Source organism: Herminiimonas contaminans, assembly GCF_015645465.1.
Taxonomy (GTDB): Bacteria; Pseudomonadota; Gammaproteobacteria; order Burkholderiales; family Burkholderiaceae_D; genus Oxalicibacterium; species Oxalicibacterium contaminans.
Map to the genome: position 1 here is coordinate 120,453 of NZ_JADOEL010000003.1, position 22,809 is coordinate 143,261.

Consider the following 22,809-nt stretch of genomic DNA (forward strand, 5'->3'; position numbering starts at 1 on the left):
AACTAAATAGTGTGTAGAGAACTAACGCTGCGGCGGTGCCATCAGGACTTTGCCGCTCATGCCAGCAACCAGTTCGCTGAAGCGACCGTCAATGACGGCAGTCAACTTGACCGACTGACTGATAGGGTCGACACGGGCGCCGATGCGTTGTACTTTGGCCGGATAGGTTTTGCCGGTCTCGTCTATATTGACCTGGAAGGCGGCGCCATTGCGCACCCAGGCGAGCCAGCGCGACGGGACGATGAATTCCAGTTCCAATTGACTGTCGTCGAGGATTTCCAGTAGGGCCTGACCTGGTTGTACGTATTGCTGCTCGCGCGCTTTTTGTTCGGCGATACGACCGCTGAACGGGGCGGTAATCTGACACTTGCCGATTAACGCGCGGTTGGCTGAGACTTCGGCCTGGGCCTTGAGTACATCAGCCTTCGAAATATCGAGTTCAACTTTGCCGACCGAATTAAGCTCGGCCAGTTTTTGATTGCCGCGCCATGCCGTATCGGCCGCCATCAATGCAGCCTCCGCTTTGGCCAGCTGGGTTTGCTGCAGCGCGCAGTCAAATTGCACCAGGGTTTGCCCCTACTTGAATGCTGCGCCTTCGGTCAGTGGCAAACGATTGATCTTGGCACCTATCTCGGCCGCCAGCGTGGTGTAACGACGTGGTGACAATTGCGCACGGATTTCACGTGTTTCCAGCGTTGAACCAACGACTGCTTGCGGCGGGGCGGCTTGTATGAGCGGGGTCAGTACCAGCAGCGTGCAGGCCAGTGAGCGACGCAGGTTGGTACCGATTAAAACTTGCTTCATGGAGCGCTTTCAATTTCCGGTAACTGGCCCTTGTTCCATGTCTGCAGCGATTTGGACACTGCATCGGTCAATGAGGCCAAAGGCATGTCTGATGCAGCGTCTATAGTCGGTTCCATGCCCAGTGTGGCTTGCAGGCGCGATGCGGCGGCCTGTGCATTCGACAAAGCCTGATAGCGACGCAGTTGCGATAGTGCGGCTGCGCTTTGTTGCGAAATACGATCAAGCGCAGATTGTTTTTGCGCATCCGCCTGATTGGATACATGCTGGGTAATACGGTTATCTACCTGCGCGATCGCATCGGAGCGTTCGTATTGACGTGCAGTGTTTGCGTATTGCAGGCGCGCGATATGTAATTGGCTCAGCACGGCCATTTGCATTGCCATCCGCTTTTGATCAGCCAGTGCAACACCGGCATCGGCCAGGCGCATTTGTGCCGGTGCTGCCAGCAGTCCCAGTAAGTTGAACGATAACTGTATGCCAGCTTCGTTCCAGCTTTGATTGATCAGATAGCTGTCATCACTATGCTTGGCACCGTAGTTGAAAGACAGGCCAGGGAACAGCTTGAGCATCGCGCGACGCGTTTCTTGTTGCGCGATACGCGAGTTATAGATGCCCTCACGCAGATCAGGATTGCGCAGCAAGGCGACTTCTTCCATCTTGTCCAGCGGCTGATTCAACCAGGCGGTATTGATATCACTTGCTGGTTCGACCACCGTATAGTCAGTGTTCAACGGCAGCGCAGTCAGGTTGGCCAACTCGATTCGTGCGGTCGACAACTCTTGTTCTATGGTTTCCAGCAAGCGCAGGTTTTCCAGCAATTGACGTTGATAACGCAGTGGTTCCAGTGGTGAACGGATGCGGTCGTCTTCTGCTTTGCGTGCGTCCTGCAAGGCTTTTTCCGAATCTGCAATGGTAGTGCGCAGCAAAGGCAATAATTTTTGTGCTGCGACGACGCGCCAGTAAGCGGTGCGTACATCCAGGATCAGGTTATGCAAGGCCTTGCGGCGGCGCTCACCAGCGATCATCACGCGGTCAGCATTTTGACGTGCCGCGTAATAGCTCTGTCCGAAGTCGAGCAAGCTCCACGAAATACCGATTTCGGTCGTGGTTGCCTCACGGCTGGACGAGATGTATGGATTGGCCAGTGAAGGCTGACCGGTAACTGAGTCGACGCTACGGGTGATCAGGTCCTTGTCGCGATCACGGTATCCGGCCGATGCCATCAGCTTGGGCAGCATGTCGAACTTGCCAGCTTCAAAAGTGCCCATCGCGACAGCTTCTTCCAGCGCACGATAACGACGGTCTGCGTTGTACTTGATGGCACGGGCAATCGCGCCGTCCAGGGTCAGCGGTCCTGCCAGTGGTTCTATATCTTTTTGTAAGGCGGCTTTGTCTTGCAGCAGCGTGTCGCGGATTTCCGGTGTCGAAAGCCGGGCATTATCGACATTGAAGGTAGAGCAGCCGCTTAAAACCAGCACGCTGGTGACGGCAATCGCGCCCATCTTTACACCAGATAAACGAACGAAGGGATGCTTAAGGGTTTTGTACATAGATTGATTTTTTTGGTTATTCGATTTATCTGGCGCGACTACAGTCGTTAACTATTTGGCAATTTTCTGACTTTCCAGATTTTCCTCGCTGCAATATTTTACTAGCTAACTTTCTAATAAAAATACAATTAGCCTCATCTATTTTTTAACAACAAAACGGGCTGCTGATTGCTGATCAGGCCGATTTTTGATAAGGCACACGAGTCTATTCATTTCAAAATGAATGTAAATACTGCAAACGCAGTAGGTGAGTGTTCCTGCCATTCCCATCCAGCAGAAAAAAATCCCGCCGAGATCGCTCAGGGCGGGAAATGCTTTACTGCTATTTTTACGACCCAGTCAGGTAGTGACCCTGGCCGCTCTTGTTAATCCGAAACCGATTTGAATTGTGTTCAATCGATACCGGTTGCCGTCGCGACAACGGCAAGTCGATGGCGTGGTGGCGTGACCGCGCGTTTGATGCTGGATAGTTTGGAAGTCAGGGCAGGCCGTACCGGTGTCGAGCGCGCTGCTTCCTGCTGTTGCTGCTCGGCCTGGATTGCGCTGGCGTCGATCTTGAAGACGCTGACGGTTTGTTCCAGCTTGACTGCCTGATCCTTGAGCGAGGCCGCGGCAGCCGCTGCTTCTTCTACCAGTGCCGCGTTCTGCTGCGTGACGTTATCCATTTGCGAGATGGCTTGGTTGACCTGTTCTATGCCTGCGCTTTGCTCTTCGCTGGCAGCCATGATTTCAGCCATGATGTCGGTTACGCGTTTCACGCTGTCTACAACTTCTGTCATGGTCGAGCCGGCTTGCGCCACCAGTTTGCTGCCGGTGTCGACACGACCGACTGAGTCGTCGATAAGTGCCTTGATTTCCTTGGCGGCGGCAGCGGAGCGTTGTGCCAGGTTGCGTACTTCGCTGGCGACGACGGCAAAGCCGCGGCCTTGTTCACCGGCACGTGCCGCTTCGACTGCAGCATTAAGGGCCAGGATGTTGGTCTGGAAGGCGATGCCGTCGATGACGCCGATGATGTCGGTGATTTTTTTCGCGGAGTCGTTGATGCCGTTCATGGTGACGACAACTTCGTTGACGACGTCACCGCCTTTGATTGCGATTTCGGAAGCGGACATGGACAGGCTGTTGGCCTGACGGGCGTTGTCTGCATTCTGTCTGACGGTAGAGGTGAGTTCTTCCATTGACGAGGCAGTTTCTTCCAGTGAGCTGGCTTGTTCTTCGGTGCGGGAAGAGAGATCCATATTGCCGCTGGCGATCTGGTTGGAGGCGGTCGCCATAGTCGAGGTACCGCTGCGCACTTCGTCGACGATACCGATCAGGCTTTGGTTCATGTCTTTCAGTGCTTGCAACAACTGACCGGTTTCATCTTTGGATTTGACATCGATTTTGCTGGTCAGGTCGCCGCTGGCCACAGTTTGTGCAACCAGTACTGCTTCGTTCAGTGGGCGCGTAATCGAGCGGCTGATGAAGATGCCCAGGCCTATGCTGAGGAGCAGGGCAATGGCAGAGATCGCGACGATGATGGTGATCGATTGTCGCGCTGCGAGGTCGGCTTCAGCGCTTTTCGCATCAACTACTTTCTGCATAGCAGTGACGACTACACCGATGTCTGCAACGATTTGTCGACGCAGCGGACTGCATTCATTGACGAGGAATTTGCCGAAGGCTTCCATTTGATCCGCATCGCGGAACTGACGCGGGCGTTTGAGTTCTTCCGCCATGGTCAGCAAACCTTTGCTGACTTTTTCAAAGTTGGCATCGCCTTTGAAGTGGGGCGTCATCTGCGCCAGGGCTTCCAGATAGATGGCTTTTTGCTCATCCAGGATGTCCAGTTCTTTCACCGCATCTGCTTTGTTGGTGAAGATGTACGCATTACGCGCCGCAAGGCCGGTCTGGCCGAGCGCTTCACGCGCGGTGTAGAGGCGCTCCAGTTGCTGGGTGCGGATTTCGTTTTGTGCCGCGATGACACCGTCGATCTGATTTATTCGCATCAGGGCGAATATTGCGATCAGCAATGTAAGCAGGGCGGTGATGCCGAATCCGAGGGCTAGCTTGGTTCCTACCTTCATATTTGCAAACATCGTTATCTCCCAATGTACGTCATTGAAGTTCTTCGCTGAGTGATGATTAGTCCGAAACGCGTTTGTGAAAAAAAGAGGTCCAGAGGCCAGAAAAAAGCGTGATGCCATGAGGAAATTTTCATGACGCTACCATGCTGTATGGAAATAAACGCTCCCATAAATATGAGATTTGATGCGGATTTGCGACGGTTTTTGCTAAAAAACGTCAAATGAAACTAAGCCCAACTATTTTTAATATGCGCTTAACAAGATGTGCACCAAATTGACACGTGCTGACGTGTCAGTTGCGCTGTTTTTGCGGGCTTATTCGAGGTACCTGATCTTGTGCAGATAGGCATAAAGTTGCTGGCGTTGCGCGGTGTCGAGCTGCAGGCATTCGCCCCCTATCGAGATAGTCAATTCACCATCAGAGAACAAGCCTGCAATGACGGGAGGAGACTTGGATTCGAAGCTGAGTGATGGGAATTCGATGTGTTCGATCGAAGATGGTGTGCCATTTTCGTGACCGCTCATTGAGTACACATTGGAAGAGATAAGTGCGGGTGTTTTTTCGGCGGAGGCTCTCTGCAACTGCAGGATGTTTGGTTTCGATGATGTATCGCTATCTGCTATTCCTGATTCGCCTTGAGGAGTAGGGACAAATTGTTCATCCAGTATTGTGTCTGGCGTAGCGAAATAGAGGCGACCACGCCGGTCTTTGACTCTGATGATGGCTGCATGCGTCAGGGCGCGTAACAACAAGGTATTGATCGCAGAACTATCGCGTTGCAGCACATGGGCCAGTTCTTTCGGTGTCATAGGGCCATTGCCGAGTGCATCGATGGCTTCTGCGACCTTGCTGCCTGGACGAGGAGAATATCGAGAAGGTGGTTTTTTCATGGCATTGGTTTCAGATATGGCCAGGGCGGTTTAGCTGCTTTTTTCGGATACTCGGGTTCTGATCTGGTAAGTATTTGCGCTGGTCGTTGATCTATACTCAAATGAATAGAATGATGCGTCTTTTTATACGGAAATGACGCGGGATTAGTCTGGAAGGGTGGGGTGGGAGCGTCGCCAGACTGCTGGCGATCGCTGAAATGGCAATGTGATACTGCGGAAGAAAAGTGCGCTGCTGGGCGGAAATTTAATTGTCCGAGACTGACTTGTCAGGACTGTTGCCGGGTAATGGTTCTGCTATCGTATCGATGATTTTGACCATTTGATTGAGCTGATAATCCGACATCTGCTGCATGGTTTTCACCGCATGTGCGATGCGTTTGTCCATAGCAGGATAGCTGTCTGTCGCACCTTCCTCCGAGTCGGAATGCTCCGCCACGCCTTCATTCAGCCATGAGAAGCTAACCCGGCAGGCTTTGGCCAATCTCTTGACGGTTTCAGTTTCCGGCCCTTTGCTGCCGACACCTTTCAGGATGCGGCTAATCGTCGCTTGCGGCACGCCCGAAATACGGGCGAGTTCACTTTGCGATTTGATGCGCGCGGCCTTCATGGCCTGGTCCAGTCGGTTTCCTATAGTCATGCAAAGACTATACATATGCGCATAATCACGATCAAAGAAACAATCATTTGTGCATAGTTTTAAACCATTCATGCATATATCGTGTTTTTCTGCATGTCCGGCGCTGATCAGGAGTGCTGGTAGTAAACTTGAAACTCCGTATTTGGAGTATATTATATCCATATATGGAGGTAATCATGAGTGCAGCTTACGCTTATCCGAAGAGCCGATTTGAACCAGCAACGCTGGTAGACCTGAACGCGAAGTCAGAAAGAGAGCGCTTGTCGCGCTCCGCGCTGAAAGGTTTTTTCTTGCTGGCCGCGGCGTGGAAGCTGCGCGATGAAGATGCGCGCGAGTTGCTGGGCGGTTTGTCCAGCAGTGCTTTCTATGAGTGGAAAAAGAATCCTGATCGTCTGCTTGAGGTCGATCGCATCACGCGCATTTCCTATCTGATCGGTATCTACAAGGCGCTGCACATTTTGTACGGTGAGAAGCTGGCGGATGAGTGGGTCAGTCTGCCGAATAAAAACGTGATTTTCTCCGGCGTGTCGCCGCTGGCTTATATGCAGGCTGGTGGCTTGCTGGCGATGCAGACCGTACGCAAATTACTGGATGCACGACGCGGAGGCTTGTGATGGCGTCACCTCCGTTAGTGCAGTTGCGGCAGTTTGATACCTGCCGCTTAATCCCTTCGCGTTTTGTCGATAAAGAAGATTCAGTACTGGTTGCGCTGTCCGAAGACGAGAAGCATCTGGCCGACATCTTTGAGCTGGATAATGCAACCAATGCGCGCCTGATCGCCGAGCATGGCAGGGCTACCGGCATCGGTGTCGACGAGCTGGTGTTTGGCGTACCTAACTTTCGCATGATTAACGCTGCATATACCTATGCACGGCCGGAAGGTAGTCGCTTCAATACCGATGAACGCGGTGCCTGGTATTGCGCTTTCGAGTTGCAGACAGCGCTGGCCGAGATCATCTTTCACAAGACGGTCGAGTACTACGAGATAGACCGTTTTGACGATAGTGTGCGTTATCAAGTCTTATTGGCGGATTTTAATAGCGAGTTTCATGACCTGCGCGGCGCGACGCGTTATGCCAAATGCCTGGCACCTGATAGCTATCTTGCGTCGCAAAAGCTGGCAGTACAGTTATTGGAAGCAGGAGCGCTGGGGATTATTTATCCCAGCGTGCGGCATGCGGGCGGTACCAATCTGGCATGCTTCCGTCCGGCACTGGTTGGGAATGTGCGGCGTGGGCAGGTGTATGAACTGACATGGTCGGGTACACCTGAACCCAAGGTGAAGGCGGTACGTAAATAGGTGGTTCTGGAGATCAGGCGCCCTGTTGCATCGCCTTTGCCACGCTGTCCTTGTTCAGCACGTCGCCCCATGACTCGATGCGGTAGATGTCGCCAAATTTGTGGATGACCATGCCGTATTGTTCGCGCAGTTTGTCGACTTGTTCATCTATCGAGCTTTTGTCGATACCTGTCAGGTCATCGATCGCGGTGGGAGTGGGGCGCTCCAGTAAGTCGATCGCAGATGCCAATACAAACAATCTGCGCGCATCATCCAGCGGATATTGCGGCACCCCGAATTTATTCCTGGTAACAGTCATGCGATCATCCTTTTCTCTACGGACGGCGGCAGATGTGTTCTGCCGCTTGCGGCCAGAGGTATAAGCATGCGTGTTGACGCTATTTTGAATACGCTACCCTCAATATAGTACCGACTCTGCTGACTGGCAAAAATTCCATTTGCCGATGACCAACATTTTGGTTTCGGCTCCGTGCCACCAGATAGGCATTTTTAAGTTAGTCTTATGCAACTTGGCCTGGATAAGGCTAAGCAAGCAGACTGGCTCTGCTAATGTCTTTCCCATCAGAATTCCTTAACGTCGCGGGTTTGCCGTTTTGCATGCTCGCTGCGGCTGTCGTTGCTGTTTTTTAGAAAGTGCCTGAACTCATGTTTGTGCAATCCCTACGTATGACGCAACGCGACTGGCGTGCCGGTGAACTGCGTTTCCTGCTGGTGTCGCTGATTGTTGCGGTAGCTGCTTTATCTTCTGTCGGTTTCTTTGTTGATCGCATGCGTGCCGGTTTGAATCGCGATGCACATCAATTGCTGGGTGCTGATCTGGTGATACGGGCAGATGAGCCGATCGCTGCAGCCATGCGCAAGGAAGCACAGCAACGCGGTTTGCAACTGGCAGATACCACCGTGTTTCCGAGTATGGCGATAGCCGGTGAGGGCGAGCAAGCGGTATCCAAGCTCGCTTCGATCAAGGCTGTGACGACCGGATACCCGTTGCGCGGCAAGCTGAAAGTGGCGGAGACGGTAGCAGGTGAGGGCGAAGTGACAGATGTCATTCCCGCCGCTGGTACGGTATGGGTCGATCCGGGCATCCTGGAAAGCCTGAATGTCGCAGTCGGCAGTCCGCTGAAGCTGGGTGATAAAACCTTCACGATTGCCAAGGTACTTAACTTTGAGCCGGATCGCGGCGCAGGTTTTATGAACTTCGCGCCACGGGTAATGCTGGCGCAAACTGATCTGGCCGCCACCAACCTGGTGCAGAACGGCTCACGTGTCAGTTATCGCATGCTGGTCGCTGGCAAGCAAGCGGACGTTGCTGCGTTTGATAAGCAGGTGCAGGAACAGATAGAGAAGCAAAACCTCAAGGGCGTACGCACCGAATCGCTGGAATCCGGACGACCGGAAATGCGCGCCACGCTGGAGCGCGCCGAGCAATTCCTGTCATTGGTTGGCTTGTTGTCGGCAATGCTGGCCGCAGTCGCAGTGGCGATGGCGGCACGTCGCTTCATGCTGCGCCATGTTGATGCCTGTGCGATGCTGCGCTGCCTGGGCATGACGCAGAATCAGGTAACCAGCCTGTACCTGATTGAATTCCTGATTGTCGGTTTGCTGGGCAGTGCAGTAGGTGCCGCGATTGGCTTTGCTGCGCACTTTGTGCTGATCGAATGGCTGGGCAAATTGGTGACGAATGGTTTGCCTGCGGCTTCCTTCTTGCCGGCGGCGCAGGGCATCGTAACCGGATTGCTGTTGCTGATTGGCTTTGCCGTGCCACCTATCCTGCAGTTGCGCAATGTGCCGCACAACCGTGTGATACGCCGTGAGCAGGATATGCCGCAGCCGATGACGATCGCGACCTATGTATTGGGTTTGCTGACCTTTGTCGGCTTGCTGTTGTGGCAGGCGGGTAATGTGAAGCTGGGTTTGCTGACGGCAGCGGGCTTCCTCGGAGGCCTAGCTGGCTTTGCGGTGATTAGCTGGTTTGCGCTGAAGTCTTTGCAATCGCTGCGCGGCTTGATCAATCACCCGAGCTGGCGTTTTGCCGTCACCGCATTGCAGCGCCGTCCGGGTGCGACGGTGGTGCAGGTGGTGGCACTGGCTTTGGGCTTGATGGCCTTGCTCTTGCTGACGGTGATACGTGGCGACCTGGTTTCAGCCTGGCGCAACGCGACACCACCAGATGCGCCGAATCGTTTCGTGATCAATATCCAGCCTGAGCAGAAGGCGCAGATAGAAGCACGCCTGGCACAAAACAATATCGCCGGTAATGATCTGTATCCGATGATACGTGGCCGCTTGCTGGCGATTAACGGCAAGGAAATCACCGGTGAAACCTTTATCGAAGATCGCGCCAAGCGTCTGGTCGACCGCGAGTTTAATCTGTCGACCATGATGAAGATTCCCGAGCAAAATGAAATCACCGCCGGACGCTGGTTTGATAACAGCAAACCGGAAGCTTCGGTCGAAGTCGGCCTGGCCAAGACCCTGAACCTGAAGCTGGGCGATCATTTGAAGTTCGATGTCGCAGGTGAAACTGTCGACGTTCCTATCACTAGCTTGCGCAAGCTGGAGTGGGGTTCGATGCGGGTGAATTTCTTTGTCATCATCAATCCTGCTGCGATGAAAGATATGCCGCAAACATGGATCACGGCCTTCCATTTGCCGCAGACGAATACCGGACTGGAAAACCAGTTGACGCGCGATTTCCCCAACCTGACGGTAGTCGATATCGGCAGCATGCTGAAGCAGGTGCAGGAGGTGATAGACCAGGTGGTGACGGCAGTTGAATTCCTGTTCCTCTTCACACTGGCATCGGGCATGCTGGTCCTGTATGCGGCGCTGGCCAGTTCCCAGGATCAGCGCACACGTGAGGCTGGCTTGTTGCGCGCTTTGGGTGCAACGCGCAAGCAGTTGTCGCAATCACAATGGATCGAGTTTGCACTGGTGGGTGGCCTGGCTGGTTTGCTGGCGGCAACGGGCGCGACCGCAGTGGGCTGGAGCCTGGCGCATTTTGTCTTTGATTTCGAATGGATGTTCAGCCCGGTGGTGTGGCTGGCAGGACTGGGCATAGGCGCTGCCTGCGCGTTTATCGGTGGCTGGGTGGGCTTGCGTCATGTCCTCAAGCAACCACCTTTGCAGACCCTGCGCGAAGCCTGATTTTGGCGGGGCATGATGCCGTATCGAATAGCGATGCGGTATCATGCAGGCTATGACTACTGAACAAGAAACCCAGCCTGCAACTATCTATGAAATGATAGGCGGCGACGCCAAAGTACGTGAACTGGTAGACCGGTTTTATGACTTGATGGACCTCGAACCTGCGTATGCCGGTATACGCAAGATGCATCCGACCACACTGGAAGGTTCGCGCGACAAACTTTACTGGTTCCTGTCCGGCTGGACCGGCGGTCCGAATATGTTTGTTGAACGTTTTGGTCATCCACGTTTGCGTGCACGCCATCTGCCTTATGCGATCGCGACCGATGAGCGTGACCAATGGTTGCGTTGCATGGAAACCGCGATGCAGGATGTCGGCATCGAAGAGCGTATTCAAAAACGTTTGCAGCAAGCGTTCTATGACACCGCTGACTGGATGCGTAATACGCACGGTTAAGCATCCGGCAGTTTTCCCCGTTACACCCGAATAAAGTCCAATCATGACTCAACTGCATTTCATCATCCTGGCAGTGCTGGCTGCAGTCATCATCGTGTTGCAGGTGGTGGTCTTGCTGCGCGCACGCAGCACCGATATCACACCGCAGCTAACGCAATTGCAGAATGAGATTAAAGCGCATCAACAGCAAGGTGCTGAGCGCATAGAGCGCGAACTGCGCGAGCAAGTGCAGTCGACCGCACAATCGACCCGGCAGGAATTGGGCAATAACTTTACGCAATTTCAGCAAGCGCTGGCGACCCAGCTGACCAGCGTCGCCACACTGCAAAACAATCAGATCGATTCCTTTGCCCAGCAACTGGCCAAGCTGAACGAAGCCAATGCCCAGCAGCTGGAGGCGATGCGCCTGGCAATAGGTGCGCAAGCGCAAGCCGGACGCGAAGAACAGGCAACAGCATTGAAAAATTTCGGTGATACGCTGAATCAAACCTTGAGTACGCTGACTGAATCGAATGCGCAACGCATGGCTGAGGTGCGTGCGACGCTGGAAGCCAAGATCAAGGACTTGCAAACCGATAACGGCACGCGCCTGGAAGAGATGCGCAAGACCGTCGATGAGAAGCTGCATGCGACGCTGGAGCAGCGCCTTGGCGAATCCTTCAAGCTGGTTTCGGATCGCCTGGAGAAAGTGCATCAGGGCCTCGGCGAGATGCAGCAACTGGCGATCGGTGTCGGCGATCTCAAACGCGTGCTGACGAATGTCAAAACCCGCGGTACCTGGGGTGAAGTACAGCTGGAGATGTTGCTGGAACAGGTGTTAACACCGGATCAGTACGCGAAGAATGTGGAAACCGTTCCGCGTTCCGGTGAGCGTGTCGAGTTCGCGATCAAGTTGCCAGGTACTGACGATGGACAGACACCGATCTGGATGCCTATCGATGCCAAATTCCCGAAAGAACAATATGAACGCCTGGCGGAAGCTGCTGATCGCGCCGATGCAGATGGCGTGTTGCTGGCCGGGCGTGAGCTGGAGCGGGTAGTGCGCTTTGAGGCGAAGAAAATTGCCGAGAAGTATTTGTCGCCGCCATTAACCACAGACTTTGCGATCCTGTTCTTGCCGACTGAAGGTTTGTACGCAGAAGTCATGCGTCGTCCTGGTCTGGCTGATGATTTGCAACGCACGCATCGCATCAGCATCGCTGGCCCATCGACCTTGTCGGCTTTGTTGAATAGCCTGCAAATGGGCTTCCGTACTCTGGCGCTGGAAAAGCGTTCGTCCGAAGTGTGGCAAGTGCTGGGTGCAGTCAAAACTGAATTCGGCAAATTTGGCGACGTGCTGGCAGCGACCAAGACTACCCTGGAACGTGCGGCGAAGAATATCGAACAAGCTGAAACACGCAGCCGTCAAATGACGCGCAAACTCAAATCAGTTGAAGCGTTGCCGAGTGAGGCCGCGCAGCAATTGCTCGGTGTAGACCTGCCTTTGGGTGATCTGCTGGACGAGTAAGAGTAGCAGTGGAATTGCAAATTCGTTGCTCGCCTGCAGCCTTTTTTAAATCATGATAAATTGTCGACATCTGATGCGATGTGTGTGCTGACGTATTCGCGCATACCTCGCATCAGTTTAACGTTCTCGGGGCGGGGTGCGATTCCCCACCGGCGGTAATTACGTTTAGGCGTATAGCCCGCGAGCGCTTGCTGGAGTTTCCGGTCTGCTTTCTGCAGACAACTTCAACAAGGTCAGCAGACTCGGTGTGATCCCGAGGCCGACGGTCATAGTCCGGATGATAGAGAACGGAATGACTTTACACGCACGGTAACGTGCGCTTTGCCATTCCTGTACGCCCTGCATTTTATTTGCAAACAGGAGCTTCACATGCCACAAACGCAACAAGCTATAGATATCAAATCTAAATCCGCAGTACGTCGTGTCGCTTTCATACAAGCCAGCTGGCACAAGGAAATCGTTGATCAATGCCGTATCGCATTCATCGCTGAAATGGCCGAGCGCGGCTATACCGAAGACAGCATCGATTTCTTTGAAGTCGCTGGCGCATTTGAAATTCCTCTGCACGCCAAGGTATTGGCCAAGACTGGCCGTTACGCGGCCGTGGTTGGTACTGGCCTGGTGGTCGATGGTGGTGTTTATCGTCACGAGTTCGTGTCGCAGGCTGTCATTAGCGGTTTGATGCAGGTGCAACTGGAAACAGAAGTGCCGGTTATCTCCGCAGTGTTGACACCGCATCACTTCCACTCGCACGATGAGCATCAAAACTTCTTCTTCCAGCACTTCCTGGTGAAGGGTAAGGAAGCGGCGCATGCTTGTGCGGACACGATTGCGCGTTTGCAGAAGATAGAAGCGCTGACGCAGGAGCGGATTGCTGCCTGATGCAGGTTTTGCTCCCCGAGTAGTTTGGGGAGTTGGAAATGGGAATGCCGCTTGGATTTACTAAGCGGCATTTTTTATTGGTGGGTTGGTTTTCGTTCGCTTGTTGCTGATTCTGTTTGCTCTTCGTAGAGAGAAAAGACTCAGCAACATCAACACGCAAACCAGACCAACAATAAAAAAGGGAGCCGAAGCTCCCTTTTTACTTATTACCGTTTGGTTTCCATCTGGATCAACGGTTCAGTTGATTGCGGTGGAACCGGTTTGCGTTCACGTGGTACACGTGGTGGCGCTACGTATTTGGCGGCTTCTTCCTGAGCTGCACGCAGCTTTTCAGGGTTGGTGGAAGCCAGTACCAGGCCTGCAGCTTGCAGGACTGCTGCCAGGTTGTCGGTCGACAGTGCGGCTGGTGCTGCTACTGGAGCTGGAGTAGCAGGTGCCTCTACTGGTGCAGGTGCAACGACTGGAGCCGCAGCAACTGGTGCCGGAGCAGGTTCGATTACGACTGGCGCAACTTCAACTGCTGGTGCAACCGGTGCAGCTTGCGCAACAACTTCTGCGGCCACTGTTTCTGTTACTGGTGCCGCTACCACTGCCGGAGCAGCTTCAACGACTGGTGCCGGTGCTGGAGCAGGGGCAAATACGACTGCCGGAACAACAACTTCACCTTCAACTTTGGCCACTTCCTGCGGTACCACCGGAGCTGCGATAGCTGCGGTGAGAGCGCTGACTGGTGCTTCGGTTGCGACAGCTTCGTTGACTACTGCTGACGCGGCTTGCTGTACCTGAACTTGCGGTGCAGTTTCGTCTTGCGATGCGCTTACGTCTTCTTCGCTACCTTCGTTTTCAGCACCTGCTTCGGTGTTGTCACGATCGCGACGATTACGGTTGCGACCACCGCGGCGGCGACGGCGACGTGGTTGTTCTTCGCCTTCAGCGGCTGGAACAGGGATGCCGTTTGCATCCAGTACCACGACTGCTTCAGTTGCTTCGCCGGCTGGAGCCGGGTTGCGGGTAGGTGCAACGCTGGCAGCAACTGCCGCGCCTTGCAACAATGCCGAATCCTCAGCGACTTCCTTGCGTTCTTCGCGTGGTGGACGCGGTGTGCGTTCACGGCGGCCTTGTTGACCTTCAGCATTGCCTTCACGTGGTTCACGTGGCTCGCGTGGTTCACGCGGTGGGCGTGGCGGACGGGCTTGTTGGGTTTCTGCTGCTGGTGCTGCTGGTTTAGCTGTTTCTTCGCGTTCTTCACGATCGCGACCACGACCACCGCGGCTGCGGTTGCGTTGGTTACGGCCACCGTTGGCATTGCGTTCGCCACGTTCGCGGTTACGTTGCTGTTTGTCTTCTGCTACTGGCTGGGCTGCTGCCGCTTTTGGCTGTTCAGCACCGCCGCCGAGGAAGGCGAACAGTTTTTGGAAGAAACCTTTGGATTCAACAGGCGCTGCTTTGGCGGCTTCTGCTGGTTTGCGTTCCACGATAGGGGCTGGTTGATCCGGCGTAATGCCTTTTACCATGGCTTCCTGGCGTGGCTTGCTTTCTTCTTTTTGACGTTTGCCGTAGCTGATGTCGGTGTCTGCTTCTTCCGTCATCGCGTAGCTGGCTTGTGTTTCTTCCAGGCGTGGATCGTCGTGCTTGATGCGTTCCAGCTTGTAGTGTGGTGTTTCCAGATGCTTGTTCGGGATCAGGATGACGGAAACGCGGTGACGTGTTTCGATCTTCAGGATTTCGCCGCGTTTTTCGTTGAGCAGGAAGGCTGCAACGTCGACTGGTGCCTGAACATGGATCGAAGCTGAATTTTCTTTCATTGCTTCTTCCTGGATGATGCGCAGGACTTGCAATGCGGACGATTCGGTATCGCGGATGTGGCCGGTGCCGTTGCAACGCGGGCAGGTAACATGGCTGCCTTCGGACAGCGATGGACGCAGACGCTGACGCGACAATTCCATCAGGCCGAAACGCGAGATCTTGCCCATTTGCACGCGTGCACGATCGTAGTGCAGTGCGTCTTTCAGACGGGTTTCGACTTCACGCTGGTTCTTGGCGTTTTCCATGTCGATGAAGTCGATGACGATAAGGCCACCCAGATCGCGCAAGCGCAATTGACGGGCAACTTCTTCGGCCGCTTCACAGTTGGTATGGAATGCAGTGGTTTCGATGTCGCTGCCGCGGGTAGCGCGCGCCGAGTTGACGTCGACCGATACCAGCGCTTCGGTGTGATCGATGACGATGGCGCCGCCGGATGGCAGCGGCACGGTACGCGAGTACGCGGTTTCGATCTGGTGTTCGATCTGGAAGCGGGAGAACAGTGGCACGTCGTCGCGATAGCGCTTCACACGGTGCACCATGTCTGGCATCACGTGGCTCATGAACTGCTGAGCTTGTTCGTAGATTTCGTCGGTATCGATGAGGATTTCACCGATATCAGGCTGGAAGTAGTCGCGGATAGCGCGGATGACCAGCGAGGATTCCTGGTAAATCAGGAATGCGCCGCCACCGGATTGACCGGCGCCTTCAATCGCACGCCACAATTGCATCAGGTAGTTCAAATCCCATTGCAACTCATCGACATTGCGGCCGATACCAGCGGTACGGGCAATCACCGACATGCCTTGCGGCAAGTCCAGTTTGTCCATGGTTTCGCGCAGTTCCTGGCGATCTTCCCCTTCGACGCGACGCGATACACCGCCACCACGTGGGTTGTTCGGCATCAGGACCAGGTAGCGGCCGGCCAGCGAGATGAAGGAGGTGAGTGCAGCGCCTTTATTGCCGCGTTCTTCCTTTTCGACCTGGACCATGATTTCCTGGCCTTCGCGCAACGCATCTTTAATCGAGGCGTTACGGACATCGACGCCTTCCTTGAAGTAGGTGCGGGCAACTTCCTTGAATGGCAGGAAGCCGTGACGATCTTCACCGTAGCTGACAAAGCAGGCTTCGAGCGAAGGCTCGATACGGGTGATGACGCCTTTATATATGTTGGACTTGCGTTGTTCGCGTCCGGTTGTTTCGATATCGATGTCTATGAGTTTTTGCCCATTGACAATAGCAACACGCAATTCTTCTTGCTGCGTTGCATTAAATAACATGCGTTTCATGTAAGTGCTCCGTGGCTCTAAGGCCGTTTTTTTATGTGCAGTAGCACTACATATAACCGTCGAGGCACAAGTGAATCGCAAGCATGTGTCCTGCGTGAAGCGAATAGTGGCGACAGCTATGGCTATCGGGAAAATTCGCAGCAAGCTGCAGTTCTACAGTGCGTTTCTATGTGGCATCAACGGCGATATGCGCCATCTACAGCAACAGTACAGGGATGTACGCGGGGCAGGAAGGTTTGGGGAGGGAATTGCCTTGGTGTGTGATACTTAGCGCTAATGCGCTGTAGTCACAACGGGGCGCGGATAAAGTGAAGCGGATGCCGAATGCGCACTTGATCTGCATCGTGCGCGTCGATTGAATCGAGCGCTACAAACACAATCGCGAGTGGTGAGCAAATTGGTTGAGCCATACAGAGCATGGGCAGAATCGGCAAACAGTTTCAACTTTATCAACCAGCAAGCTTGCCATTAAACGGCGAGCTTGCCGGACTTATCCTAACAATCCAAACATTCTTGACCAACACCCTTACGCGTTATCCGATTACAACAACGGTGCAACCTTGACTCGCACAGGGGCGCTGCATACACATCTTTTCCATCGAATTTGCAAATTGGCGAGGCCGATGGAGACGCCCCTGTGTAGAATGTGCTTTTTATTCTTACACCTGCAATGGCTACTAACCATTGCGAATTGATTATATATTCAAAATGAAGGACTTAGCGATATTTTCTGGGAAAGAGGCTCAAACCCGCTCGCCCTCCCGGTCATCACAGGTCCAATCATCCGTTCCGGCTCAAGTTCAGCTTGTTACGATCAATGATGAAGACGCCGGACAACGCATAGACAACTTTTTGTTGCGTATTTGTAAAGGCGTGCCGAAAAGCCACATCTATCGCGTTTTGCGCTCCGGAGAGGTGCGCGTTAACAAAGGTCGCATAGATCAAACCTATCGTTTGGCTGAAGGCGATATCGTCCGCATCCCACCGATCCGGATCGCCGAAAAAGCGCCATCGACCGCGCCCGGTGCAGAATTCAAAATCTTGCTTGAAGACAATCATTTGCTGGTGATCGATAAACCGGCCGGTGTTGCCGTGCACGGTGGTTCGGGTGTCAGCTATGGCGTGATCGAGCAATTGCGGGCAGCACGTCCAGATGCCAAATTCCTGGAATTGGTGCACCGTCTGGATAGGGATACTTCCGGCGTACTGGTCTTGGCCAAGAAACGCTCGGCGTTGACAAATTTGCATGAGCAAATCCGTGGTGGCGAACCTGACAAGCGTTATCTGGTGCTGGTGCATGGCGACTGGAAGAATGCGCGCCAGCATGTGCGCTTGCCGCTGCATAAATATACGACGCCGGAAGGTGAGCGTCGGGTACGCGTACAAGCCGATGGTATGGAATCGCATACGGTGTTCAACCTGATTCAGCGTTACGGCCCGTTTGCCTTGCTGGAAGCAGAATTGAAAACCGGTCGTACGCACCAGATCCGCGTGCATCTGGCATCCAGCGGCTTTGCGATCGCTGGTGATGATAAATATGGTGATTTCGCGCTGAATCGTGATTTGCAGAAAGCTGATGGCGAACGCGTGCCCTTGAAACGCATGTTTTTGCACGCACATCAAATTACATTCATCCATCCGGAAACCGGCAAGTCAGTGACGCTGAATGCGCCTTTGCCGCCGGAGTGCGAGCGCTTCCTGAAGAGTTTGAAGAAGTCCGCTAATTAATTGATGCGTGCTGGTCGCGAGTCGGTCAGCGCGTCATATCTATTTATATAGTTAAAGGAGCTGGCAGCGCGCTGCCGGGTTACATGGCAAGAAAGCAATTTGATCTCATCGTTTTCGATTGGGATGGCACTTTGATGGATAGCACGGCAGTTATCATTAACTGTATACAAGCAGCAGCCAAAGACCTGGGATTGCCGATTCCGGCAGATCAGGCCGCTGCGCATGTAATCGGACTGAGTTTGCAAAAAGCGATGGAAACAGCATTGCCGGGCATCGATCCTAAATACTACCCACGCATGGTCGAGCGCTACCGTTATCACTACCTGAATCAGGATGGTGGTCTGACCTTGTTTAAAGGTGTGCGCGAGATGCTGGAAGATTTGTCGCAGCAGGGTTACTTCCTGGCAGTGGCGACCGGCAAGAGCCGGGTTGGTTTGAACCGGGCGCTGGATGGTACCAAGTTGCTGTCTTTGTTTGATGCGACACGCTGCGCTGACGAAACTTTCTCCAAACCGCATCCTGCGATGTTGCAGGAGCTGACGCGTGAGCTGGGGCAGGATATGAAGCGTACGGTGATGATCGGCGACACCACGCACGATTTGTTGCTGGCACAGAATGCAGGTGCCGCTGGCGTGGCCGTGCATTACGGCGCGCATACTCCGGCTGAGCTGACAGCGCTCAATCCAATGTATGCAGCAACTTCGGTGGCAGAGCTACACACCTGGCTGAATGAAAACGGATAAGCAAGATTGACTACTGAGATCCTGATTCCGGTTTGTGACTCGGCTGCGTTGGAAGACGGCGGCAAGGGCGTGCGTTTCCCGGTGACGGCGGGTGGTGAAGATGCGGGTGCTTTTGTAATTCGCTACAACGGCGTCGCTTATGGTTACCTGAATCGTTGCGCGCATATTCCGATTGAGCTGGACTGGAATAACGGCGAATTTTTCGAGTCGGAACGACGTTACCTGATCTGTTCCACCCATGGCGCGGTTTATCTGCCTGAAACCGGGCGTTGTGCTGGTGGTCCATGCCGCGGCGGGCGCTTGCGCGCAATTGTCGTCATCGAAAAGGATAATCAGGTATTCTGGCAGGCAGACGAATACGTAAGACCCGCGCGCGCATAAGCGGCGCGGAACAAAACACACGACATCATGAGCAACGATAACGACAACCTGAATCAGCCGTCTGCATGGCAGTCATCCGCGGCCCCTGCGCCGAAGAAGGAAGGCTGGGAACGTGAAGTGCTGGAAAAACTGGCCTTCGCCACGCTCAAGGAGCAGAGGGCGCGTCGACGTTGGGGCATCTTCTTTAAATTTGTCACGGTGGCGCTGATTGCGTTCGCGCTGTGGATGAGCTTCGGTCCATCGGTCGGCGATATGGAAAACGTAGGTCCGCATACTGCGCTGATCAAGATCGAAGGCACGATAGAAGCGAAGGGCGCGGGCGATGCAGATACCGTGATTTCCGCTTTGACCAAAGCCTACGCAGATCCGGGTTCGGTTGGTTTGATTTTGCAAATCAATAGCCCGGGTGGCAGCCCGGTACAGGCGGGCATCATCAATGATGAAATCACGCGCCTGCGCAAAAAGTATCCGCAAAAACCTTTGTATGTCGTCGTCAATGAAATGTGTGCGTCCGGTGGTTATTACATCGCGGCTGCAGCTGATCGCATCTATGTTAACAAGGCGAGCATCGTCGGTTCTATCGGTGTGTTGATGGATGGCTTTGGCTTTACCGGCACGATGGAAAAGCTGGGCGTTGAACGACGCATGCTGACCGCTGGTAATAACAAAGGCTTTATGGATCCGTTCAGCCCGCAAACCGAAACGCAAAAGCATTACGCGCAAGAGATGCTGAATGAAATCCACGAGCAGTTCATAGACGTGGTGCGTAAAGGACGCGGCAAGCGCCTGAAAGATACGCCTGAAATTTTCTCTGGCCTGGTCTGGACTGGTGCCAAATCGGTGGAACTAGGTTTGGCCGATGGCTTTGGTACGGTTGAAAGCGTCGCGCGCGATGAATTCAAGTCGACGAATATTGTTGATTACACGCAGCGTGAAGGTTTGTCTGATCGTGTATTGCGCAAGTTTGGTGCGGCAGCAGGTGCATCTGCTATGAAAGCCATTACCGAACAAGCAGTTCCTACGCTGAAGTAATTCGCTCGAAAAGCCACATTGCGGTGTTGCATTAATGCGGCGACGCAAGAATGTAACCGAGCTTGAAATCTGTTTGCGCTTGTCTATATTGGTAGTGCGCTATCAGCATCTGGAGATGTGAATGCAACAACGTCTGCAACTGCTAAGGGGCATCCGCTCGCATTTCGGTAGCGTGTCTATGCTGGAAAAATGAAGGTCTTCGACCTCTCCTAATGTCTCCTACGGAGACAGGCAAAACGGCGATGAAACATCGCCGTTTTGCATTTGTGCTCAGCTATCTGCGAGCAATAAAAACACGGTAGGTTTTTTGTGGAAGTCGGGCGTTTTGCCGGACGTCAAATCTGCTTTCCAGCGCGCCGCGGTTTGCGTCTTGATTGCTTCGGATGGCAGCGTGAGATCGGTAGCGACGCTGATCAGCGTATTCGGATTGCAGGTGTTGACGAGGGTTTCGAGCAAACCGGCATTGCGATATGGCGTTTCAATAAAGAATTGCGTTTGCTTTTCCTGGCGCGAGCGATCTTCCAATTGCTTGATGCGTTTGCTGCGTGCTGCGGCATCGATAGGCAAGTAACCGTTGAAAGCAAAATTCTGTCCGCTCAAACCACTGGCCATGACTGCGAGCAACAGGGAAGAAGGGCCGACCAGTGGGCGTACCTGTATGCCGCGCGCATGTGCGAGACGCACCAGGTTGGCACCCGGATCTGCGACAGCAGGAACGCCTGCTTCTGAAATCAGGCCAGCATCCTGTCCGGCCAGCAAGGGCTCAAGTAATGCAGGCAATGCCTTGGTTTCGGTATTGACGTTGAGTTCAGCGATCCGTATTTCCTGTATCGGCTTGGCTAGGGTATTGCGGCTGCTTATCAGCTTGAGAAAGGCGCGCGTGGTCTTGGCATTTTCGGCGACGAAGTAGTCAAGTTTTGCGGTGATGCTTTGTACTTCTTGCGGGATGATGTGGGCCAGCGGATCGGTGTCGGCGACCTCGGTCTGGCCCAGTGTGTTTGGTATGAGGTAGAGAATGCCTGGCATGTTGTTTGTAATGCGCTGCTTATTAAGTGTTGAAAAATGCGATGTTGGCGCGACGCAGCATGCCGGTCAAGGCGATCAAAGGCAGGCCGGTGAGGGCAGTCGGATCGTTGCTGGTGATTTTTTCCAGGATGGTGATGCCCAGGCCTTCGTTTTTTGCGCTGCCCGCGCAGTCGTAAGGTTGCTCTATGTGCAGGTAGGCATCGAGTTCTGCATCCGGCAAATCGCGGAAAGTCACGAAGGTTTGGATATTTTCCAGCTGGATCTGCGGTGATGAAATGTCGCTGCGACCATCGAACAGGCAAAGTGCGGTGTGGAAAACGACTTCGCGGCCACGCATTTTCTGCAATTGCAGCATGGCGTTGGCATGGTTGCCTGGTTTGCCTATCTGTTCGTCGTCCAGTGTCGCCACCTGATCCGAGCCTATGATCAGCGAATTCGGCGCTCTAGTGGCGATGGCGGTCGCTTTTTGTTGTGCTAATCGCAACGCTGTGGCGGACGGGGTTTCCCCGGCCAGGGCGGTTTCGTCTATATCCGGCGTCATGACTTCAAATGGCAGGCCCAGCCGGGAGAGCAATTCTTTACGGTAAACCGAGCTGGAACCGAGGATCAGACGTGCTGGCGGGGCGGAAGAAGGCATTTATTTGACGTTTATTTGAATGAGCGCTCAAAAAAACTGCGCTAACGCTTTGACGAATAAAGGAAAAGCCTGTTATTATCGCAGGTTTTCCGGGTTCGGCTAAGCCTATGAATGCTTTTGTAATTGACGCCTTCGAGTTCAGTCGGCATAGAGAGCAGCGTGAAGGCGACGTTGCAATCGCTGATTTGCCGCGGCTTGCTGCAGAATCCGTAAATATGCCTGCATCGCTGCATTGGTCTTTGCATGGTGGTACTGATGGTTTGGGCCACCCGCAACTGACTATGTCGGTATCCGGCTCAGTTCATTTGATGTGCCAGCGTTGCATGACGCCACTGAAATTCGATATTGCATCGGAATCCGTGCTGGTTCTTGCAAAAAACGATGAGCACGCTGATGAAATAGACGCGTTGCTGGCAGACGACACCATAGATGTGATAGTCGGATCCAAGACATTGAATGTTACTGATCTGATTGAGGACGAGGCTTTATTGTCGCTTCCTCAGGCGCCTAAGCATGATGTGTGTCCAGACAATGCAGCAGTTGAGAGTGCGATGAATGCAAGAAAACCATCGCCGTTCGACGTGCTGAAAGGTATGAAGCAATAGATTCGCTGCAGCTGTGAAGCCTTAAGCGGGCATATTGAGATTTTGTAGTAAGGATTATCGGTTTTGCCGTGAGTTTGCAAAACGGATGTGTTAGAATTTTAGAACTTAAGGTTTAGGAGTTATCATGGCTGTTCAACAAAACAAAAAGACACCGTCGAAACGCGGTATGCACCGTTCGCACGACTTCCTGGTTGCTCCGCAACTGAGCGTTGAGCCAACCACCGGTGAAACACACATGCGTCACCATATCAGCCCTAACGGCTTTTATCGTGGCCGTAAAGTCCTGAAAACCAAAAACGACGAATAATCATTCGTCTTTCAGGC

At 53.6% G+C, this 22,809-nt stretch carries 22 protein-coding genes and 1 riboswitch; of the genes, 12 read left to right on the plus strand and 10 right to left on the minus strand.

The annotated features are described in order from the left end of the window. Positions 1–21: 21 nt before the first annotated feature. The 6 genes from IXC47_RS19320 to IXC47_RS05075 form a co-directional block, all read right to left on the minus strand. Positions 22–564, minus strand: coding sequence for an efflux RND transporter periplasmic adaptor subunit (locus IXC47_RS19320; protein WP_326838368.1), 543 nt, complete (start codon positions 562–564; stop codon positions 22–24). A 12-nt stretch (positions 565–576) separates the two neighbouring features. Beyond that, a complete protein-coding gene (locus tag IXC47_RS19325) occupies positions 577–804 on the minus strand; it encodes a hypothetical protein (protein WP_230089405.1) in 228 nt (75 codons plus the stop codon). After that, positions 801–2,354 (minus strand): TolC family protein, encoded by a 1,554-nt coding sequence (locus IXC47_RS05060; protein WP_230089406.1) that lies wholly within the window; start codon positions 2,352–2,354, stop codon positions 801–803. The genes IXC47_RS19325 and IXC47_RS05060 overlap by 4 nt, the downstream gene beginning before the upstream one ends. A gap of 392 nt (positions 2,355–2,746) precedes the next feature. Then, entirely contained in the window at positions 2,747–4,432 is a 1,686-nt protein-coding gene (locus tag IXC47_RS05065) for a methyl-accepting chemotaxis protein (protein WP_195874898.1), read from the minus strand. A gap of 303 nt (positions 4,433–4,735) precedes the next feature. Then, positions 4,736–5,311: a helix-turn-helix domain-containing protein gene (locus IXC47_RS05070; RefSeq protein ID WP_195874899.1), complete on the minus strand. Its 576-nt coding sequence runs from the start codon at positions 5,309–5,311 to the stop codon at positions 4,736–4,738. Positions 5,312–5,555: 244 nt separating this feature from the next. Continuing rightward, positions 5,556–5,948: a helix-turn-helix domain-containing protein gene (locus IXC47_RS05075; RefSeq protein ID WP_195874900.1), complete on the minus strand. Its 393-nt coding sequence runs from the start codon at positions 5,946–5,948 to the stop codon at positions 5,556–5,558. A 176-nt stretch (positions 5,949–6,124) separates the two neighbouring features. Here IXC47_RS05075 and IXC47_RS05080 point away from each other — a divergent pair, with 176 nt between their 5' ends. Further along, positions 6,125–6,562, plus strand: a complete 438-nt coding sequence (locus IXC47_RS05080) for an antitoxin Xre/MbcA/ParS toxin-binding domain-containing protein (protein ID WP_175626598.1) — start codon at positions 6,125–6,127, stop codon at positions 6,560–6,562. Then, positions 6,562–7,248, plus strand: a complete 687-nt coding sequence (locus IXC47_RS05085; RefSeq protein ID WP_195874901.1) for an RES family NAD+ phosphorylase — start codon at positions 6,562–6,564, stop codon at positions 7,246–7,248. Before IXC47_RS05080 ends, IXC47_RS05085 begins: the two co-directional genes overlap by 1 nt. 13 nt (positions 7,249–7,261) lie before the next feature. Here the strand turns inward: IXC47_RS05085 and IXC47_RS05090 are convergent, their stop codons facing one another. Then, positions 7,262–7,546 carry a hypothetical protein gene (locus IXC47_RS05090; RefSeq protein ID WP_175626600.1) on the minus strand — a complete coding sequence of 95 codons (285 nt, stop codon included), beginning with the start codon at positions 7,544–7,546 and terminating at the stop codon, positions 7,262–7,264. A gap of 347 nt (positions 7,547–7,893) precedes the next feature. Between IXC47_RS05090 and IXC47_RS05095 the strand changes: the two genes are divergently transcribed. From IXC47_RS05095 to IXC47_RS05110, 4 genes are all read left to right on the plus strand, one after another. Continuing rightward, a complete protein-coding gene (locus IXC47_RS05095) occupies positions 7,894–10,395 on the plus strand; it encodes an ABC transporter permease (RefSeq protein WP_195874902.1) in 2,502 nt (833 codons plus the stop codon). A 52-nt stretch (positions 10,396–10,447) separates the two neighbouring features. Beyond that, positions 10,448–10,852 (plus strand): group II truncated hemoglobin, encoded by a 405-nt coding sequence (locus IXC47_RS05100; protein ID WP_175626602.1) that lies wholly within the window; start codon positions 10,448–10,450, stop codon positions 10,850–10,852. 43 nt (positions 10,853–10,895) lie between these two features. Then, positions 10,896–12,359 (plus strand): DNA recombination protein RmuC, encoded by a 1,464-nt coding sequence (locus IXC47_RS05105; RefSeq protein WP_175626603.1) that lies wholly within the window; start codon positions 10,896–10,898, stop codon positions 12,357–12,359. Positions 12,360–12,477: 118 nt separating this feature from the next. Continuing rightward, positions 12,478–12,652, plus strand: a riboswitch (FMN riboswitch). Between the two features lie 76 nt (positions 12,653–12,728). After that, complete coding sequence (locus IXC47_RS05110) at positions 12,729–13,241, plus strand: 6,7-dimethyl-8-ribityllumazine synthase (protein WP_195874903.1); 513 nt, start codon at positions 12,729–12,731, stop codon at positions 13,239–13,241. Between the two features lie 206 nt (positions 13,242–13,447). Here IXC47_RS05110 and IXC47_RS05115 read toward each other — a convergent pair whose 3' ends face one another. Next, entirely contained in the window at positions 13,448–16,333 is a 2,886-nt protein-coding gene (locus IXC47_RS05115; protein WP_195874904.1) for an Rne/Rng family ribonuclease, read from the minus strand. A 708-nt stretch (positions 16,334–17,041) separates the two neighbouring features. Between IXC47_RS05115 and IXC47_RS05120 the strand changes: the two genes are divergently transcribed. The 4 genes from IXC47_RS05120 (at position 17,042) to IXC47_RS05135 (ending at position 20,217) form a co-directional block, all read left to right on the plus strand. After that, positions 17,042–18,061 (plus strand): RluA family pseudouridine synthase, encoded by a 1,020-nt coding sequence (locus IXC47_RS05120; RefSeq protein ID WP_195874905.1) that lies wholly within the window; start codon positions 17,042–17,044, stop codon positions 18,059–18,061. Between the two features lie 83 nt (positions 18,062–18,144). Further along, a complete protein-coding gene (locus IXC47_RS05125) occupies positions 18,145–18,804 on the plus strand; it encodes an HAD-IA family hydrolase (protein WP_195874906.1) in 660 nt (219 codons plus the stop codon). A gap of 6 nt (positions 18,805–18,810) precedes the next feature. Further along, positions 18,811–19,185 carry a Rieske (2Fe-2S) protein gene (locus IXC47_RS05130; RefSeq protein WP_175626608.1) on the plus strand — a complete coding sequence of 125 codons (375 nt, stop codon included), beginning with the start codon at positions 18,811–18,813 and terminating at the stop codon, positions 19,183–19,185. A 27-nt stretch (positions 19,186–19,212) separates the two neighbouring features. After that, a complete protein-coding gene (locus IXC47_RS05135; RefSeq protein WP_175626609.1) occupies positions 19,213–20,217 on the plus strand; it encodes a S49 family peptidase in 1,005 nt (334 codons plus the stop codon). A gap of 270 nt (positions 20,218–20,487) precedes the next feature. Here IXC47_RS05135 and IXC47_RS05140 read toward each other — a convergent pair whose 3' ends face one another. Next, complete coding sequence (locus IXC47_RS05140) at positions 20,488–21,243, minus strand: SAM-dependent methyltransferase (RefSeq protein ID WP_195874907.1); 756 nt, start codon at positions 21,241–21,243, stop codon at positions 20,488–20,490. Between the two features lie 22 nt (positions 21,244–21,265). After that, positions 21,266–21,880 carry a Maf-like protein gene (locus tag IXC47_RS05145; RefSeq protein WP_195874908.1) on the minus strand — a complete coding sequence of 205 codons (615 nt, stop codon included), beginning with the start codon at positions 21,878–21,880 and terminating at the stop codon, positions 21,266–21,268. 107 nt (positions 21,881–21,987) lie between these two features. Here IXC47_RS05145 and IXC47_RS05150 point away from each other — a divergent pair, with 107 nt between their 5' ends. Both IXC47_RS05150 and rpmF read left to right on the plus strand, forming a co-directional pair. Next, positions 21,988–22,485, plus strand: a complete 498-nt coding sequence (locus IXC47_RS05150) for a YceD family protein (protein ID WP_175626612.1) — start codon at positions 21,988–21,990, stop codon at positions 22,483–22,485. A 124-nt stretch (positions 22,486–22,609) separates the two neighbouring features. Next, a complete protein-coding gene (gene rpmF / locus IXC47_RS05155; protein ID WP_012079211.1) occupies positions 22,610–22,792 on the plus strand; it encodes a 50S ribosomal protein L32 in 183 nt (60 codons plus the stop codon). The last annotated feature ends 17 nt before the right edge of the window (positions 22,793–22,809 follow it).